Here is a 16,901-nt window from a genome sequence, read left to right on the forward strand (position 1 = left end):
CAGGAGCGAGGTTAGAGAGTATAGCTAAAGCGAAGAAGAATTCTGCAAAAGCAAAGTTAATGCGTATTTCTAATGCGATAGGAAAGCGTAAATAAATTTAAAGAAGGAGAACTGAAGAATTGATAGCGGTTTTGGAATTTATTGTGATTCTTGTTTTAAATATTTTAATAGCGTCTGTTATTCTTTTGCAAGATTACTATGCGGGTAGTATAAAACTATTTTATTATCAAAAAATCGCTGCTGCGGTTATAGTTATACGTTCATTTTTGAGTATATGGATTACCTATTCTATGATAGCTACACTATTGGGGACATTAAAAATCTTAGTAGTTCAATCAGTTATATTACTTTGCCTTTGGGGGCTTATGCAGTATGTAAAGAAGTGCGGGGGAAAGTGGTATATTACAATGATTGCACTTATTATTTATGGTCTTAGCTGTTATTTTCATATTATGTATGCTATGACAGTGTAGAAGAAGTTTGTAAAATGTAGAAAATATGGGTGTATATAATGTTGGTTTAATTGCAGTTGTATTAGCGATTATGTTAAAAAAGACAATATAAAGTGGTAACGGTGTTAGTAGTGAGTCTAATATATGCCATTTTAATAAGTTTTACTTCCTATATGTCGCTCTTGAGTTGCAAAATTAACATATTGATATTCATTTTTCTAGGAATTAGTTTGTTCTTAGCTGGTATTTTTGAAAAAGAAAAGTAAAGTCGATTCGGTGTATCTCAAAATCTAAACAAATAGTTTAATTTTGGGATGCACTTTTTTGATACAAAGTAATCCGCTATACGAAACAGATGGAGAAGGAAATGTGATTGCAAGTTACGAATATGAGGCTATTACTCTAAGGTATTGTTCGCAGAAGGATAAACAATGGAAGAAGGTCATATGGTGGAAAGAAGAAAAGAACTTGAGATGGTATTTTTAGGGGGCGAAAAAAAGATAACTATTGCATCATTTGGATATTTGTATCCAAATGATGATGAGCTGTATTTACGTGATTTACAACTGAATTTCTTAGCTATATCCACAAATAATTTCCATTATGAGTATAAAGGGCCCATGTTTTTAATAAGTGAAATAATTGGGTTTGGGAAAAAACTAGAAGCATTACTGCGAAAAGAAAGTAAGGAAGCTGTATTGAGTGCCGATGAAGAGGAAATGGAGCTTAAAGTGAAGCTCAAAAGAAATCGATTTTTCGTATACTTTACTTTTTCTAAAAATGATTTAAAGAGTGAAAAATGGGAGTATGAAGTATCATTTGAAGCGGATGTAAAAAGTATAGAAGAGGTATGTTATAACATCAAAAAGTTATAGGATTAACTATTCTATACTTTTTAGAAGGTAGGAAAGTTTTAGTATTAAAACTAAAAATGGTGAAAAATTAGGGGAGCCAATCAAATAATCGAAATGAACCTTCCTTCTTTAGGAAATATGAAGTAATGAGGCTGATAATATGCATATTTGGACGCTGACGAATTGGGAAGAATATTATAATTTAGAAGAGGAGAGTCACCGTACTGGATTACGATTGAAATTTGATACAGATGTTGATCCTGAAGTAAGAAGAGCCATTAAGGAATTTTGTAAATGGCTGCGCCAAGAATACTTTTTCCCAATTAGAGTACCTATTTATGTGAAAACTTCATATAAAATAAAGGCAATGGATGGAGAGCTAGTCTATGGTACTTTCTTTGGGCCGTTTGATCGAAATGTTGAGCCGTATATTCGTATTTCGACAGGGGATTATTATGATACGGTGCAGAAAAATGGAAAAGATAACGCTTTAGGGTGCTATCTGGTTACTATTGCGCATGAGCTAACGCATTATTTCCAATGGATTAATGATATAAAACTAACGAGAATTGGATATGAGAGGCAGGCTACTGCTTATTCAGGATATATTATTGATGAGTATAAAGAAACTAGAGAGCATCCGTAAAGTAGAAACTGTATAGCTAACCGGAAGTATGAGGATTCCACATTTGTAATGAATGTTTAGCAACCCTTTGAAAAGGAGATATGCATATGAAATTTTATAACGCCGGATACCTCATAATTTCCTACGATAGGGAACTTATCTATAAAGAATGCAATATTGAGGGACTATCACAAACGATTTTAACGATATGTAATGGGATTCGACCTACATTTCCGGGTTATTGGTTTTTCACTTGGTGTAATTCAAATAAAAATGATCCTATTGCTCAGATGATAAATGGAAGATTGAAGATTAGTAAAGAGGAACATGAAAGTGGACAATCTTTTTTAGATACACTAATGGAAGAAGAAAAGTTCTCGTGGCCGAATGCTTTTAAAAATTTAGAAGATGCGAGATTCTTTAAGCGAAATTATTTAAAAGGGATAGAAAATTTAGAGATTATTAGTTTGCATCTTTCAGAAGAGTATCGGACGGATTTTTTAATGAATGAGCGAGAAGAAAATGACTTTAAAGTTTCTATATATGACTTTCTCGAAAGTTCATTACCTGCTGATGTTAAAAATGATGAAATATTAGGATTTGATATATGCGGCTACGAGCCCGATTGGTTTTACTCATTTATTTATAATAATTTGCAAGTGGACTTTAAAGCGTTTGGCAAGAAATTAAATGAATTATCACTTGTTGATAAGTATGAAGATGCAAAGCAGATTATCCATTTAATTGATGATGGGGAAATTGAGGCAGAAGAGGTATTGTGGTATCCGTGGTTAATTTTGAAATGCATATAATCTTTTAAAGAAAGAGGTATAAGCACCGGATTAAAATGGAGATAGAACTAGATCACATCAATTGGCATTATAAAAGCTTGAAGAAAAAGCTGAAAGTATTAATGAAAGAATAAAAGCACGACCTTATTTGAAAAAATAAGATCGTGCTTTATTTTAGTTCCCTTTCCCGAAAAGATGAGAAAATGTATCTTTCAAATCACTATCATTTATTTTAATATCCGCCTTTTTTAATTCATCTTGTAATAATTTTTGACCGAAGGAAGGGTCGGCAAGACGTTCTTCTTCTAAGTCTTTACGTATAGAGTCTTTCACTTTATCGTAAGGTTGTAAATCTTTTTTATCAGTTAGTTTAATAATGTGATAGCCGTTTGGTGATTTTACGGGATTGCTAATTTGGCCGGGCTTTAATTTGTAGGCAGCTTTTTCAAATTCAGGTGTCATTTTGCCTGCCCCGAAGTATCCGAGGTCTCCGCCATTATCTTTTGATGCTAAATCTTGAGATTCTTGTTTTGCTAATTCTTCAAATGAAGTGCCGGTATCTAATTTCTTCTTTATCTCTTTCGCTTCATTTTCGTTACTTACTAAAATGTGACTAGCTTTAATTTCTGGTTTATAGTGGTCTTTCACATCTTTTTCTGTAACGCTTTGTTTAATCGCTTCATTCAATGCAAGTTTGAATTTAATTTGATTTTTGAAATCTTCCTCATCTTTTAAACGATTATTTTCTAGTGTTGCTTTGAATTGTTCTCCATATTGATCTTTTGCTTTTTCTACTTCTTTATCTACTGCATCATTAGATACTTTATATTTTTTAGTAATAACATCTTGTGCTACCATTTCGTATAGCGTGTCTTTTCCGTATCGATCTTTCAATTGTTTTTCGAAATCGCTCTTCGTAATGGTTGAGTTTGTTGTTGTAGCGATTGTGGCCGAGTCATTTTTTTGTCCGCAAGCAGATAGTATTAATATACTTATTAGTGCAGTGATAATGAATGTACTTTTTCCTTTCATGCTAACACCTCATCCGAATATGTTATCGCTATTGTAGAATATAGAAGTGAACATGAAGTGAATTTTTAATGTTTTTTCCCTGTAAAATGTAAAAAAAGTACATCAACATTAAAGTTGATGTACGATGTAATCAAAGGTGATCGGTTTTCTTAGAATATGCACGTTTTCCTTGCTGAATATTTTTTTGCTCTTGTTCATTTTTTTGAGTGCGCTTTGCATTATTGTCGCGTGCTTTTTTGTCGTTATCGCTAGTATGTGGCATATGTATCAACTCCATTTCTAAACGTTGTATGTTTATCATTTCCTTTTTCGTAAAGACTATGTATAGCGGTGCATTCATGAATACTAAAGGTGGATTAGAAATGGATTTGAAGCTGAATTATACTGAACTTATTAAGAAGTTAGTCGTTGTAATTATTGCGGGTTTATTAAATGCGATTGGGATGAATTTATTTTTAACACCAGCGAAAGTGTATGCGAGTGGTTTTGCTGGATTGTCTCAATTATTGTCACAAATATTAGGTGACTTTTTATCTATTCATATATCTACGGGGGTATTGTTTAGTTTGTTTAATATTCCTGTCGTTATTTTAGCGTGGAAAAAGGTTGGGAAGGCCTTTACATTTTTTAGTTTTCTTTGCGTTGTATTTATGACTTTGTTTTTAGAAATTATCCCAGTTAGAGCGGTTTCGCACGATATTATATTGAATGCAATTTTTGGTGGTATTATTTCAGCGATTGGGGTAGGGGTTGCTTTAAAGTGGGGGGCTTCTACAGGTGGTCTAGATATTATTGCTATGATTTTATCAAAAATAAAAGATAAGCCTGTCGGCACGTATTTTTTCTTCTTTAATGCACTTATCATTATCGCTGCTGGCTACGTATATGGATGGGAAAAGGCATTATATACTTTAGTCACTTTGTATGTATCAACGAGAATTATTGATGCGATTCATACCCGTCATGTGAAGATTACGGCATTAATTGTTACAAAGAACGGGGCAGATGTGCGAAAAGCGATTCACTCTCGCTTAGTGAGAGGGATTACAACTATACCAGCAACAGGTGCTTATACAAATGAAAATAAAGAAATGTTAATGATTGTTATTACTCGTTACGAGTTGTACGAATTAGAGAGGGTTATTAAACAAGTGGACCCAAGTGCATTTACAAATATACTGCAAACGGTCGGTGTGTTTGGATTGTTTAGAAAAGATTAAGGAGGACCAAAGCTGGTCCTCCTTTTTTAATGCGAATTCGTAATGTTTTGCAATTGCTCCTGCATTTCACGTAGCTGAACTTTTTCAGCAGTTGAAGAGTTTGCATAAGCAGAGTGCAAAGAGTTTTTTGCTCTATAAACGAGTTCCTGTTGTTCAGCGCCACTTGAACAAGAAACGGCACTTGAAACAGCGTCTCTAGCTTGTTGGAATAGTAAGTTCCCCATTTAAACCCCTCCAAATGAAGAGTTACTTCTCGCTTTTTCTGCCTCAGCTAATGTACCTCTGTACGGGAATCTTGCATCATGCTTCATAACAGCATCGGCTCCTTGCTGGATAAAACGTTTTGATTTGTTCTTTTTACCCATTCGAAAAACCCCCTTTATTTAGCTGAAAACAATTGACGCGCTGACTTTTGCGTCTAATAATAGTATGAGCGTTTGGCGAGAAACTATAAGCAGGGAATTTTTAGATTACAATCCAAGAACCTCTTCTAAATATAGAGCGATACCATCTTCTTCATTCGTTAATGTCGTATGATTTGCGAGTGATTTTAATTCAGGAATTGCATTACCCATTGCGATTCCATGACCAGCAAATTCGATCATTTCAAAGTCGTTATCCTCATCACCAAAAGCGATAATTCGCTCTTTAGGAATATTATAATGGCCTGAAATTTTTTGTAATCCGACAGCTTTATTTAATCCGCTTTTTACAATTTCAATAATTGGCCAAGGCGCACCCCATTTTCTATGGTCGATGACTTCAGCATGCATATCTGTTAAATGTTGGCGAATTGCAGCAGAATGCTCGTCATGTGCATCGATTAATAAGCAAGTTGGATGGTCGTTTAAAATATTTAATAAATCTCCTGTGAAAATCCTTGGAGAACCGAATTCAAAAATATGTTTTTTATCTTCATCAATTTCACGGACATACACATCATCGATGACTTCAGCGTAGACATTTTTCACGCCGAAATCAAAGCAAGCTCGGACGATTTCCTGCGCTGTTGAAAGTTCAAGAGGAGAGTGATGTGTTCCCCAACTTGAATCAAGAGGGTGATGCACGTAAGCTCCATTAAAGTTTACGATTGGTGTGTTAAGGCTAAGTTCTTTATAATAATCGTAACTAGCGCGGAATGGACGTCCTGTTGAAATAACGACAATATGTCCTTGTTCTTTTGCTTTTGCAATTGTGTTTTTCGTTCTTGGAGAAATTATTTTGTTGTCTGTTAATAAAGTTCCGTCTAAGTCTAATGCGATTAAATGTTGTTTGTTCATAATTTCACCTCTTATAATAAATTTTTTGATTCTATCTGTATTTCCGTTTTTAATATGCAGAAATAAGAGGTTAGACTGGGTGAAACTACTGTAAATGAAAGTTTCACTATATATCCATCTTACGTCGCGAAGCGCTGTGGTGTCTACTATTTCTCGTTGGAAATTAGGAAAAGTCAATATCTTTTTAGAAAGTTCAAACAATGTTTCTTTCATTATGTACAATTTGTGAAAAGGGTTACATTGTTTGAATGATGCGACTTATAATGAACATGTAATCTTCTCGTATATGTTTGACTCTCCTTTGAAACTGGCCTAAAGTAGGTTGGTTTCTTTTTTTTCAACAAATATGCCAATAATTCCTGCTTAAGCTTGTGTAATTATATATATGTACATGGGTAAACGGTAGTACTTGTTTCCTAAACATGACAGAAAGGCTTTCTTTTAAAATGGATATACTAATGAGGCAAGACGTCATGGAAGGAGAATGAAAATGGGACAAAATCGCAGGTTTCGTTCAGGGCAAAAAGCGCCAAATGATGGCATTTACGTAGAAATTGGTGAAACGGGAAGTATGGTGAAAAATCCGCAAATGGTACAATTAACTGCCGGTGAAAAGTTTCCAGAGAACGCAAATCATAACCGTCAGTGGACATATAAAAGAAAACCGTAACAGAAGCCGCAATCATTATTGCGGCTTTTTTGATTAGGAAAATGAATGTTACTTTTTTCTTTTTCCAATAATAAGTTTGAACTACATAAGCAAAATTATTGTATAAAAAAGTCAGTTGGCGTATAATCAAATCAAAGGTCAAAGAAAGTCAAACGTTTGGAGGGCTGTAAAGATGGACTTAAATCAAATGACAACGAAAACACAGGAAGCGATTATGAGTGCTCAATCTTTAGCGGTATCTCATCATCATCAAGAAGTAGATACTGTTCATCTATTGCTTACGTTATTAGAGCAACAAGACGGATTAACGGTACGTATTTTTCAAAAAATGAATGTCGATATAGAAGCGTTAAAGCAAGGCGCCGAAAGTTTAATTAAGAAAAAGCCTTCTGTAACTGGAAGCGGGGCAGAGGCAGGGAAATTATATGTAACAGGTGCTTTGCAACAACTGCTTGTAAAAGCGGGAAAAGAAGCGGAGAAATTGCAAGATGACTACATTTCAATCGAACATGTATTACTTGCTTTTTCTGAAGAGAAAGGCGATATAAATCGATTATTTGAAAAATTTTATATTACGAAAGATAACTTATTACAGTCTTTAATGACAGTTCGGGGGAATCAAAGAGTGACTAGTCAAAATCCAGAAGTAACTTATGAAGCGTTAGAAAAATATGGCCGTGATTTAGTGGCTGAAGTAAGAGCGGGGAAAATTGATCCTGTAATTGGCAGAGATAGTGAAATTCGCCGCGTGATCCGCATTCTTTCACGCAAAACGAAAAATAACCCCGTTTTAATCGGAGAGCCAGGTGTTGGTAAAACAGCAATCGTTGAAGGATTAGCGCAGCGTATTGTGAAAAAAGATGTCCCAGAAGGATTAAAAGATAGAACAATTTTCGCTTTAGATATGAGTGCACTTGTGGCCGGAGCAAAATTCCGCGGTGAGTTTGAAGAACGTCTGCAAGCTGTATTAAATGAAATTAAAAAGAGTGAAGGCCGTATTTTATTATTCATTGATGAACTTCATACAATCGTCGGCGCTGGTAAAACAGAAGGAGCGATGGATGCGGGAAATATGTTAAAACCAATGCTAGCGCGTGGTGAACTGCATTGTATCGGGGCAACGACATTAGATGAATACCGTAAATATATTGAGAAAGATCCAGCGTTAGAAAGACGTTTCCAACAAGTGTTAGCAGAAGAGCCAACTGTTGAGGATACAATTTCCATTTTACGTGGTTTAAAAGAGCGTTTTGAAATTTATCACGGTGTAAATATTCATGACCGGGCGATTGTAGCGGCATCTGTTTTATCAGATCGATATATTTCAGATCGTTTCTTGCCCGATAAAGCAATTGATCTTGTTGATGAAGCTTGTGCAACAATTCGAACAGAAATTGATTCTATGCCAACAGAATTAGATGAAGTAACGCGCCGCATTATGCAGCTGGAAATTGAAGAAGCTGCTCTTGGGAAAGAAAAAGATTTAGGTAGTCAAGAGCGCCTAAAAACATTGCAACGTGAATTATCGGATTTAAAAGAAGTTGCAAGTAGTATGAGAGCGAAATGGGAGAAAGAAAAAGAAGACATTCACAAAGTGCGTGACTTACGTGAGCATTTAGAGCGCTTGCGCCGTGAGTTAGAAGAAGCAGAAGGAAATTACGATTTAAATAAAGCAGCTGAGCTTCGCCACGGGAAAATTCCAGCTATCGAAAAAGAGTTAAAAGAAGCGGAAGAGATGGGTGCACATAATAAACAAGAGAATCGCTTATTACGCGAGGAAGTAAGTGAAGAAGAAATTGCAGACATTGTTTCAAGGTGGACTGGTATTCCTGTCGCAAAACTTGTTGAAGGTGAACGTGAGAAATTATTACGTCTTGAACAAATTTTATCAGAGCGTGTTATCGGTCAAGAGGAAGCGGTAAGCCTTGTATCAGACGCAGTTCTTCGTGCGCGCGCTGGCATTAAAGATCCGAATCGTCCAATTGGTTCATTCATTTTCTTAGGCCCTACAGGTGTTGGTAAAACTGAGCTTGCAAAAACGCTAGCACAAACGTTATTTGACAGTGAAGAGCAAATGATTCGTATCGATATGTCTGAGTATATGGAGAAACACGCAGTGTCACGCTTAATTGGTGCGCCTCCTGGATATGTTGGATATGAAGAAGGCGGACAATTAACAGAAGCAGTAAGACGTAAACCATATTCAGTTATTTTGTTAGACGAAATCGAAAAAGCACATCCAGAAGTATTCAACATTTTATTACAAATGTTAGACGATGGACGCATTACAGATTCGCAAGGACGTACAGTAGACTTTAAAAACACGGTTATTATTATGACTTCAAATATTGGATCTGCTCACTTATTAGAAGGGCTAGAAGAAGATGGTTCTATTAAAGAAGAGTCAAGAGAACTTGTAATGGGACAATTAAGAGGACATTTCCGACCAGAATTCTTAAACCGTGTCGATGAAATTATTTTATTCAAACCTCTTACAAGGAATGAAATTAAAGGTATTGTTGATAAGATTGTACAAGAATTGCAAGGGCGTTTAGCAGATCGCCACATATCATTAGAATTGACGGAATCTGCAAAAGAATTTGTTGTAGAAGCTGGATTCGATCCGCTGTACGGAGCTCGTCCGTTAAAACGATACGTACAGCGTCAAGTTGAGACGAAATTAGCGAGAGAATTAATTGCAGGAACGATTACTGACAATAGTCACGTAGTGGTTGATGTAGAAAATAACGAATTAGTCGTTCATGTAAAGTAAAAAAAGAGTTCGGATAAAATCCGGACTCTTTTTAGTGTTGTTCTACTGGCTCGTTTGGAATCGCAGCTGCAATCGCTAATACTAATACCGCAAGAACAACTGAGAAAATAGACGCTTGGTTAAAATCGTATGTACCGCCAGTCATAGAGCCGATTACGTAGCTCATCATATGTACAAGCGCGAACGACCAAATTAATGCCCAAATGAAACGCATATTTTACACCTCTATTCGTTCAATCTGTCCTTATTGTAACACAATTGAAAAAAGAATATAGAAAAATATTTGTAGATTTTTCAACGCAAATTTGCATTCTGTTCATACATTATAAAAGAGTACTTTTATACGTTTAGAAAATAAGGCGGGAGAAAAATGAGTATTACGGAACGTTTTTTTTACTTAGAAAAAGAACCATGTGTAATTTATTTACCGGAAAAGCCAAATGGATTTTCTGTTATGCTCCTAGGAGATTATAACTATTTTATTGAGAATGGTACAAGTTTATGGACACAGCATGCAGGGAGAGCTTATTTTTTACAGGGCCTTATTGAAAAAGGCTATACGGTCTTTTCATCTAACTTATATGGAAGGCATTGGGGGAACGACCGAGCTGTTCGTCTTGCAAAACGTTTGTATGATGTCGTTCTAAGAAAAGAGACATTGAATGCGAAAATGCACATTATGGCAGATGGTATGGGAGCGCTTGTAGCGCTGGAGATGATGAACAAATACCCTGAATGTATACGTTCTGTCGTTATGTTAAATCCGTGTTTAGATTTACCAGAATATGTGGATTTTGAGAAAGAGCATAAGTTTTTTTACAAAAGATTAGTGAAGGAATTAAGTTTGGCGTATGATTCCAAAGAAGAAGAATTAGAATCAAAAATAAATCAGAAATCATTTGCGCTGCTGCCGTCTTGTGTACCTGTTAAAATTTTTGTCTCAACACAGGAAAAAAGAGGAAGAAAACAATTGTTACGTAAATACGAGAAAATGAGGCAATTCAATCAATGCGATACTTCTGTTTTATTCCATCTGCAAGATGTGAAATATAAAATGGTTAGACAAACGACTGATTTCTTTAAAAAATATGAAGAAGAATTGTGAAGCTCCCATATACATAAATGAGGAGCTATTTGTTTCAAGGGGAAAGGGTTGGTGGTATGAAACGCGTGCTGATTATAGGTGCACTTACGTTTGTAGGTTATCACCTTGTGAATAAAATGATTGCAGAAGAAGTAGAAGTATATGGTCTTGATTTTGATGAATTTGATAGTATGACAAAAATTAATGAAGAGAAATTATTGCTGATTGGGCGGAATGCGTTATTTACGTACTATTCTATAAGGGATGAAGACGGATGGCGATCGGTAGAGGAAGAGAGTTTCGATACAGTTTATTTTTGCTTGTATGAGCCGAATCAGCAAAGTGGATTTCGGAATGAAAGGGTCATATTACAATATTTAAAACGAATCGTAAGGATGTGTGAAAAAAATAAAGTAAAGTTAAATCTAATTTCTTCTATTGAAATAGGAAGCACTGAAGAATCCGAAAACAAACATCTATTTTCGAAAGTGGAAGAAGGGTTGAAAAAAGGCGAATTACAATATAGTGCATATCGAGTTCCTACATTATATGGGCCGTGGCAACCGTCGTTTATGATGTATCATCAGCTTATTTTATCAGAACTTGATGAAAAAGAGTGCCTTTGTATAAATGGAGAAAAAGGAAGTGATTTACTTTACGTTGAAGATGTATGTGAATATTTATGGGAAAATGGAATGAATGTAAAACACCTCGGTATATATAATTTACTTAGTGGAAAAGAAGAGTTATGGGAAAAAGGTATGACCTTGCTGCATGCAGATGATAAAGTAAATAAAAAAAATGTGGAAGTAAGAGATGAAGCTGTAGAGGTTATTTCTATTCAAAAAAATACACCAGTAGAATTCGGTTTAAATAAACAATTGGCACATATGAAAAAATATAAAGAGTTATACGAAGGGTAGCACGCGTGTTACACTATTGTATGGATAATTGATTGAAAAGCTTTAATGGAGAGGAAGAGATTACATGAACGAAAAAAGTATGCAATTTTTACAAATCGCAATGAAGCATTTACCAGAAGCAAAGGCAATTTTAGATTCTAATGGAATTGCACTTGATATGGAGAAAGCACAGCCGGTGTTAGAGCTATTGATGAAAGTAATGGGCGAAGCATATGAGCTTGGGAAAGCGGATAAAGAATAAAACCAAACAAAACCCTTCTTTTTTGATGGGAGAGAGGCTCGAACCGTGGATAGAAGCGGTAAGGGCCTTTTTTTGTTTCGAGCGGAGTGAAACCAGAGTGATGAGGTAGTTAAGGGAGAATGTTATGAGGAGAAGGTCTTAGTTTTGAAGGGAAAGCAGATAAAGAATAAAACCACCCCCTTCTTTTTTGATGGGAGAGAGGCTCGAGCCGTGGATAGAAGCGGTTGGGCCTTTTTTTGTTTCGAGCGGAGTGAAACCAGAGAGATGATGAGGCTAAAGGGGAAGGTTATGAGGAGAAGGTCTTAGTTTTGAAGGGAAAGCAGATAAAGAATAAAAAAAACTTCTTTTTTGATGGGAGAGAGGCTCGAGCTGTGGATAGAAGCGGTTAGGGCCTTTTTTTGCTTCGAGCGGAGTAAGGTCAAAAGTATTGGGAAGTTTATCTTTTGAAAGGATAGGAATTTTTCTGTTTCTTTTAATGAAAAATAAAGTTCGTAATACGCTGTCTTATTTTTTTAGCTGAAATATATTCTAGACAAAAGTACATTTATGTTTTAAAATTAGTACCAAGTCATAATAATTGATATAAAACGGAGGGCTGCGATGTGAACGTGGGCATTTTAGGGATCGGAAGGTATGTGCCAGAAAAAGTAGTCACAAATCACGATTTAGAGAAAATCGTAGATACATCTGATGAATGGATTCGTACGAGAACGGGAATTGCAGAAAGACGCATTGCCGATGATACAATAGATACTTCATATATGGCGGTAGAGGCTTCTAAAAAAGCACTTGAAGATGCCGGGATTAGCGGAGAGGATATCGATCTTATTTTAGTGGCAACAGTAACGCCAGATCGCGCATTCCCAGCAGTAGCTTGTGTAATCCAAGAAGCAATTGGCGCAAAACACGCAGCCGCAATGGATTTAAGTGCAGCGTGTGCTGGCTTTATGTACGGAATGATTACAGCGCAGCAATTTATTCAAACGGGAACTTATAAAAATGTATTAGTAGTTGGTAGTGACAAACTATCTAAAATTGTAGACTGGAACGATCGAAATACAGCAGTACTATTTGGGGACGGAGCAGGTGCTATCGTAATGGGAGCTGTTTCGGAAGGGAAAGGTGTACTTTCTTTTGAATTAGGAGCGGACGGAAGTGGCGGTAAGCATCTTTATCAAGACGAGTATGTTATGATGAACGGCAGAGAAGTCTTTAAATTTGCTGTTCGCCAACTTGGTGATTCCTGTCTTCGCGTGTTAGAAAAAGCGGGACTTACGAAAGAGGATGTGGACTTCTTAGTACCACATCAAGCGAATATTCGTATTATGGAATCTGCAAGAGAAAGATTAAATTTACCGAAAGAAAAAATGAGTATGACAATTGAAAAGTTCGGTAATACATCGGCTTCTTCAATTCCAATTGCAATGGTAGAGGAATTGCAAAATGGACGTATTCAAGATGGTGATTTAATTATACTAGTCGGTTTTGGCGGCGGGTTAACATGGGGAGCAGTAGCTCTTCGTTGGGGTAAATAAGGACTGAGAGAAAAAAAGGAGTGTATTTTGTATGGAAAAAAAGAGGGTCGTAATTACAGGGCTAGGAGCTGTTACACCGATCGGAACAGATGTTGAAACAGCTTGGGAAAACATTAAAAACGGTGTATCCGGAATCGGACGACTTACAAGAATAGATTCAGAACAAATTCCTGCAAAAGTAGCAGCAGAAATTAACGACTTTGAAGTCGAAAAATATATAGATAAAAAAGAAGCGCGCCGTATGGACCGCTTTACGCAATATGCAGTAGCAGCAGCGAAAATGGCAGTTGCGGATGCGAAGCTTGAAATTACAGAAGAAAATGCACCACGCATTGGTGTATGGGTTGGTTCTGGTATTGGTGGTATGGAAACATACGAAGAACAATTTAAGATTTTTACTGAAAAAGGTCCGCGCCGCGTGAGTCCATTCTTCGTACCAATGATGATTCCAGATATGGCAGCAGGTCAAGTGTCAATCGCTACAGGAGCGAAAGGAATTAATACTTGCTCTGTAACAGCTTGTGCATCTGGAGCAAACTCAATTGGTGATGCGTTTAAAGTAATCCAGCGCGGTGATGCTGATGCGATGATAACAGGCGGAGCAGAAGCACCATTAACAAGTATGGCATTCGCTGGGTTTAGCTCAGCGAAAGCATTAACATTCAATGAAGATCCAGCAACGGCTTGCCGCCCATTCGATAAAAATCGTAGCGGTTTCGTAATGGGTGAAGGATCAGGAATTCTTATTCTTGAAGAATTAGAGCATGCGTTAGCGCGTGGTGCTCATATTTACGCGGAAATTGTCGGCTATGGTGCAACTGGTGATGCATTCCATATTACAATGCCTGCTCCTGGTGGTGAAGGTGGAGTTCGTGCGATGCGTCAAGCTTTAGCTGATGCAGATCTAGAGCCAGAAGATATTGATTACATTAATGCGCATGGTACAAGTACAGATGCAAATGAAAAGTATGAAACGATGGCAATTAAAGAAACGTTTGGTGAGCATGCATATAAAGTAGCAATTAGCTCGACGAAATCAATGACAGGTCACTTATTAGGAGCAGCTGGTGCTGTTGAAGCGATCTTCTCTATTAAATCAATCACAGACGGAGTAATTCCTCCGACGATTAACTATGAAACACCAGATCCAGAATGTGATTTAGATTACGTACCAAATACAGCGAGACATCAAGAAGTGCGAGCTGTATTAAGTAATTCATTAGGATTCGGTGGTCATAACGCAGTATTAGTATTTAAAGCATATAAATAATATGTACAATAAGGTGTCTTTTCGTAAAGTACTACGAAAAGACACCTTATTTATTTTTTATCACCTTTACGTTCCATTCTTTTTTGCATATACATAAGAAAAGGAGGGATGAAGGTGGGGGTTATTGAAACGGCAGAATGGTTACATCTGTATTATGGACGTCCAGAGAAGCTTTGTGAGAAATTTACAAAGTATATTCCATTGCCAAAAGAGAGACTGTATCGCTTTTTAATCTCTAAAGGTATGTATCGCCCAGTAATGCGGGGGGAGCAGGAAATTAAAGAGTTAGAGAAGAAAGAAATTTGGAAAGAACTTAGCATGGAGTATGAAAAATTGAAAGGTTGGCTAAAAGGTCCAGATGTCCCTATCTTTATTTTATTATCAGATTCATACAATCGAACTGTACAAGAGGAATATAACGGGAAGGCTGGCTTATCTATGCGTCACGTTATTTTCTTATTCGTATGTGGACGTAATTCAGTAGAGGAACTAAAAGCTTTATTAACGCATGAATACCATCATATATGTAGGCTACATCAAATTGAGACGAAAGAAACAGAGTATACATTACTTGATACGATGATTATGGAAGGGTTAGCTGAGCAAGCTGTGTATGAAAGGTATACAGAAAAAAGATGTGCACCGTGGACTACTTACATTTCAAAAGAAGATGCTATTTATTATTGGAGGAATTCAATACAAGAACGAATAGGCGTAAAGAGAGGTACGAGGGAGCATGATGTTTTATTAAATGGACTGCACTCGTATCCGAAAATGCTTGGCTATGCACTTGGATTTCATATTGTGAAAGATTGTGTAGCATTTGAAGGAGAAAATACACTTTCTTTATTATCTATAGATGCGAAAGAAATATTGAATAAAGCAAATACATTTCATGTTTCATGAAAAACAGGGGAGCTATCTCCTGTTTTTTTAATATTATAGAAGAAAAAATAATAATTAGAATATATTTCCTCAAGTGGAATAAAGTTAAGCAAAACTGAACATAATGATTGGTACAAACAGTAGTGAAGTGAGGGGTAGTGAATGTTATATCTACATGATGTATGGGTAAATTGGTTTGAAGGTGAAGAGAATGGGTATAACGTTTGTCATTTTTACGAATGGCGGAAAGATGATACGATTGAGCTATTAGATCAAGTGCCATTATTAAAAGTAGATGCCACATTATATCATTACATCGAGAACGAATTATTAGAGCTTCCGCAAAAATTATTGGAAGACGTATATCATAAGGCTTATATTCGTAAAAATCACGAACGTTTGCAACAAGAATATTGTTTTGTAGTTACAGATGGAAAAGGAATTATTGCGATTGATTCAATCGGCTATAATGTGCCAATTAGAAAAAGTAGGCTTATACCGCGTCAAGAACAGATGGTATATGAGATGGTAGAGAATGTGCAAGCAGAAAAGTATGAGTTCCAAGTGGAAGAGATTGAAAAAGAACATCATATTTTATCGCCGTCGCCTTTCATTATGAATGGCCTAACTCGTAAAGAAAGACAGTTAAAACAATTATTATTTATGGCATTAGATCAATTACATACAACGAAAAATCCAGCTGAAATTCGCTATTGGTTCACAGAGTGGGATCCATCAGCGTACGGAATGGTCCAACATATGGAGTTTGAAGATGTTTGGGCTAAACTTTATGATGAAGCGAAAACTGGATGGTCTGAGAAGCACGAGCAATTATGTGAGCGCCTTGTAAAAGGACAGCCGTTTTTTGAAAAGTTATGGGAAATGGAAAATGAGCAGAAGGTAAATTAAAAAAACCGCCAATTGGCGGTTTTTTTTATGGAGGTGACAAGAATGTTCGGTGGCTTCGCGCCTTCCTGCGAGGCAAAAAGTGCCTCTACGTCAGGAGCTCCATCCCCCTCACATTCTGAGCGAGCCGCTTCCGCTTTATATGAAATCCAGCTCCAGCGGCAAGAATGTTCGGTGGCTTCGCGCCTTCCTGCGAGGCAGAACCCGCCTCTACGTCAGGAGCTCCATCCCCCTCACATTCTAAGCGAGCCGCTTCCGCTTTATGTGAAATCCAGCTCCAGCGGCAAGAATGTTCGGTGGCTTCGCGCCTTCCTGCGAGGCAGAACCCGCCTCTACGTCAGGAGCTCCATCCCCCTCACA

The 16,901-nt window shown here is 36.7% G+C and carries 20 protein-coding genes; 14 read left to right on the forward strand and 6 right to left on the reverse strand.

Annotation, left to right across the window (positions count from 1 at the left end):
- Positions 1-119 precede the first annotated feature (119 nt).
- The 4 genes from ABH959_RS24870 (at position 120) to ABH959_RS24885 (ending at position 2,743) form a co-directional block, all read left to right on the forward strand.
- Positions 120-473 (forward strand): hypothetical protein, encoded by a 354-nt coding sequence (locus ABH959_RS24870; RefSeq protein ID WP_078184084.1) that lies wholly within the window; start codon positions 120-122, stop codon positions 471-473.
- 410 nt (positions 474-883) lie between these two features.
- Entirely contained in the window at positions 884-1,327 is a 444-nt protein-coding gene (locus tag ABH959_RS24875) for a WapI family immunity protein (RefSeq protein ID WP_113937665.1), read from the forward strand.
- Positions 1,328-1,466: 139 nt separating this feature from the next.
- Positions 1,467-1,952 (forward strand): hypothetical protein, encoded by a 486-nt coding sequence (locus ABH959_RS24880; protein WP_113937666.1) that lies wholly within the window; start codon positions 1,467-1,469, stop codon positions 1,950-1,952.
- Positions 1,953-2,038: 86 nt separating this feature from the next.
- Complete coding sequence (locus tag ABH959_RS24885; protein ID WP_404493322.1) at positions 2,039-2,743, forward strand: hypothetical protein; 705 nt, start codon at positions 2,039-2,041, stop codon at positions 2,741-2,743.
- Positions 2,744-2,896: 153 nt separating this feature from the next.
- On the opposite strand, the gene prsA is transcribed toward ABH959_RS24885, so the two are convergent.
- Positions 2,897-3,754, reverse strand: a complete 858-nt coding sequence (prsA, locus tag ABH959_RS24890) for a peptidylprolyl isomerase PrsA (protein ID WP_113937668.1) — start codon at positions 3,752-3,754, stop codon at positions 2,897-2,899.
- 130 nt (positions 3,755-3,884) lie between these two features.
- Positions 3,885-4,016 carry a DUF3941 domain-containing protein gene (locus ABH959_RS24895; RefSeq protein WP_001120851.1) on the reverse strand — a complete coding sequence of 44 codons (132 nt, stop codon included), beginning with the start codon at positions 4,014-4,016 and terminating at the stop codon, positions 3,885-3,887.
- Positions 4,017-4,116: 100 nt separating this feature from the next.
- Here ABH959_RS24895 and ABH959_RS24900 point away from each other — a divergent pair, with 100 nt between their 5' ends.
- Complete coding sequence (locus ABH959_RS24900; RefSeq protein ID WP_113937669.1) at positions 4,117-4,974, forward strand: YitT family protein; 858 nt, start codon at positions 4,117-4,119, stop codon at positions 4,972-4,974.
- 26 nt (positions 4,975-5,000) lie between these two features.
- On the opposite strand, the gene ABH959_RS24905 is transcribed toward ABH959_RS24900, so the two are convergent.
- From ABH959_RS24905 to ABH959_RS24915, 3 genes are all read right to left on the reverse strand, one after another.
- Complete coding sequence (locus tag ABH959_RS24905; RefSeq protein WP_002011309.1) at positions 5,001-5,198, reverse strand: DUF3813 domain-containing protein; 198 nt, start codon at positions 5,196-5,198, stop codon at positions 5,001-5,003.
- On the reverse strand, positions 5,199-5,339 hold the full coding sequence (locus ABH959_RS24910; RefSeq protein ID WP_000516816.1) for a hypothetical protein: 141 nt from the start codon (positions 5,337-5,339) through the stop codon (positions 5,199-5,201).
- Between the two features lie 105 nt (positions 5,340-5,444).
- Positions 5,445-6,254 carry a Cof-type HAD-IIB family hydrolase gene (locus tag ABH959_RS24915; protein WP_002011310.1) on the reverse strand — a complete coding sequence of 270 codons (810 nt, stop codon included), beginning with the start codon at positions 6,252-6,254 and terminating at the stop codon, positions 5,445-5,447.
- Positions 6,255-6,744: 490 nt separating this feature from the next.
- Here ABH959_RS24915 and ABH959_RS24920 point away from each other — a divergent pair, with 490 nt between their 5' ends.
- A complete protein-coding gene (locus ABH959_RS24920; protein WP_002086997.1) occupies positions 6,745-6,924 on the forward strand; it encodes a YjzC family protein in 180 nt (59 codons plus the stop codon).
- 172 nt (positions 6,925-7,096) lie between these two features.
- Positions 7,097-9,697 carry an ATP-dependent chaperone ClpB gene (clpB, locus tag ABH959_RS24925; protein ID WP_113937670.1) on the forward strand — a complete coding sequence of 867 codons (2,601 nt, stop codon included), beginning with the start codon at positions 7,097-7,099 and terminating at the stop codon, positions 9,695-9,697.
- Between the two features lie 31 nt (positions 9,698-9,728).
- Here clpB and ABH959_RS24930 read toward each other — a convergent pair whose 3' ends face one another.
- The gene (locus tag ABH959_RS24930; RefSeq protein WP_001211111.1) at positions 9,729-9,911 is read right to left on the reverse strand and encodes a YjzD family protein; all 183 of its coding nucleotides are present in this window, start codon (positions 9,909-9,911) and stop codon (positions 9,729-9,731) included.
- Positions 9,912-10,067: 156 nt separating this feature from the next.
- Here ABH959_RS24930 and ABH959_RS24935 point away from each other — a divergent pair, with 156 nt between their 5' ends.
- The 7 genes from ABH959_RS24935 to ABH959_RS24965 all read left to right on the forward strand — a co-directional run bounded on the left by ABH959_RS24935 (position 10,068) and on the right by ABH959_RS24965 (position 16,544).
- Positions 10,068-10,802 (forward strand): lipase family protein, encoded by a 735-nt coding sequence (locus ABH959_RS24935; RefSeq protein ID WP_113937671.1) that lies wholly within the window; start codon positions 10,068-10,070, stop codon positions 10,800-10,802.
- Between the two features lie 29 nt (positions 10,803-10,831).
- Entirely contained in the window at positions 10,832-11,704 is an 873-nt protein-coding gene (locus tag ABH959_RS24940; protein WP_113937672.1) for an NAD-dependent epimerase/dehydratase family protein, read from the forward strand.
- A gap of 64 nt (positions 11,705-11,768) precedes the next feature.
- On the forward strand, positions 11,769-11,945 hold the full coding sequence (locus ABH959_RS24945; RefSeq protein WP_002011319.1) for a ComZ family protein: 177 nt from the start codon (positions 11,769-11,771) through the stop codon (positions 11,943-11,945).
- A gap of 602 nt (positions 11,946-12,547) precedes the next feature.
- A complete protein-coding gene (fabH, locus tag ABH959_RS24950; RefSeq protein WP_001100550.1) occupies positions 12,548-13,480 on the forward strand; it encodes a beta-ketoacyl-ACP synthase III in 933 nt (310 codons plus the stop codon).
- 31 nt (positions 13,481-13,511) lie between these two features.
- The gene (fabF, locus tag ABH959_RS24955; protein WP_404493323.1) at positions 13,512-14,750 is read left to right on the forward strand and encodes a beta-ketoacyl-ACP synthase II; all 1,239 of its coding nucleotides are present in this window, start codon (positions 13,512-13,514) and stop codon (positions 14,748-14,750) included.
- A gap of 114 nt (positions 14,751-14,864) precedes the next feature.
- On the forward strand, positions 14,865-15,656 hold the full coding sequence (locus ABH959_RS24960) for a DUF2268 domain-containing putative Zn-dependent protease (RefSeq protein WP_113937674.1): 792 nt from the start codon (positions 14,865-14,867) through the stop codon (positions 15,654-15,656).
- A 141-nt stretch (positions 15,657-15,797) separates the two neighbouring features.
- Positions 15,798-16,544 (forward strand): YjbA family protein, encoded by a 747-nt coding sequence (locus ABH959_RS24965; protein WP_002030367.1) that lies wholly within the window; start codon positions 15,798-15,800, stop codon positions 16,542-16,544.
- Positions 16,545-16,901: the final 357 nt, after the last annotated feature.

It is taken from the genome of Bacillus sp. RC51 (assembly GCF_044908115.1).
GTDB lineage: Bacteria > Bacillota > Bacilli > Bacillales > Bacillaceae_G > Bacillus_A > Bacillus_A mycoides.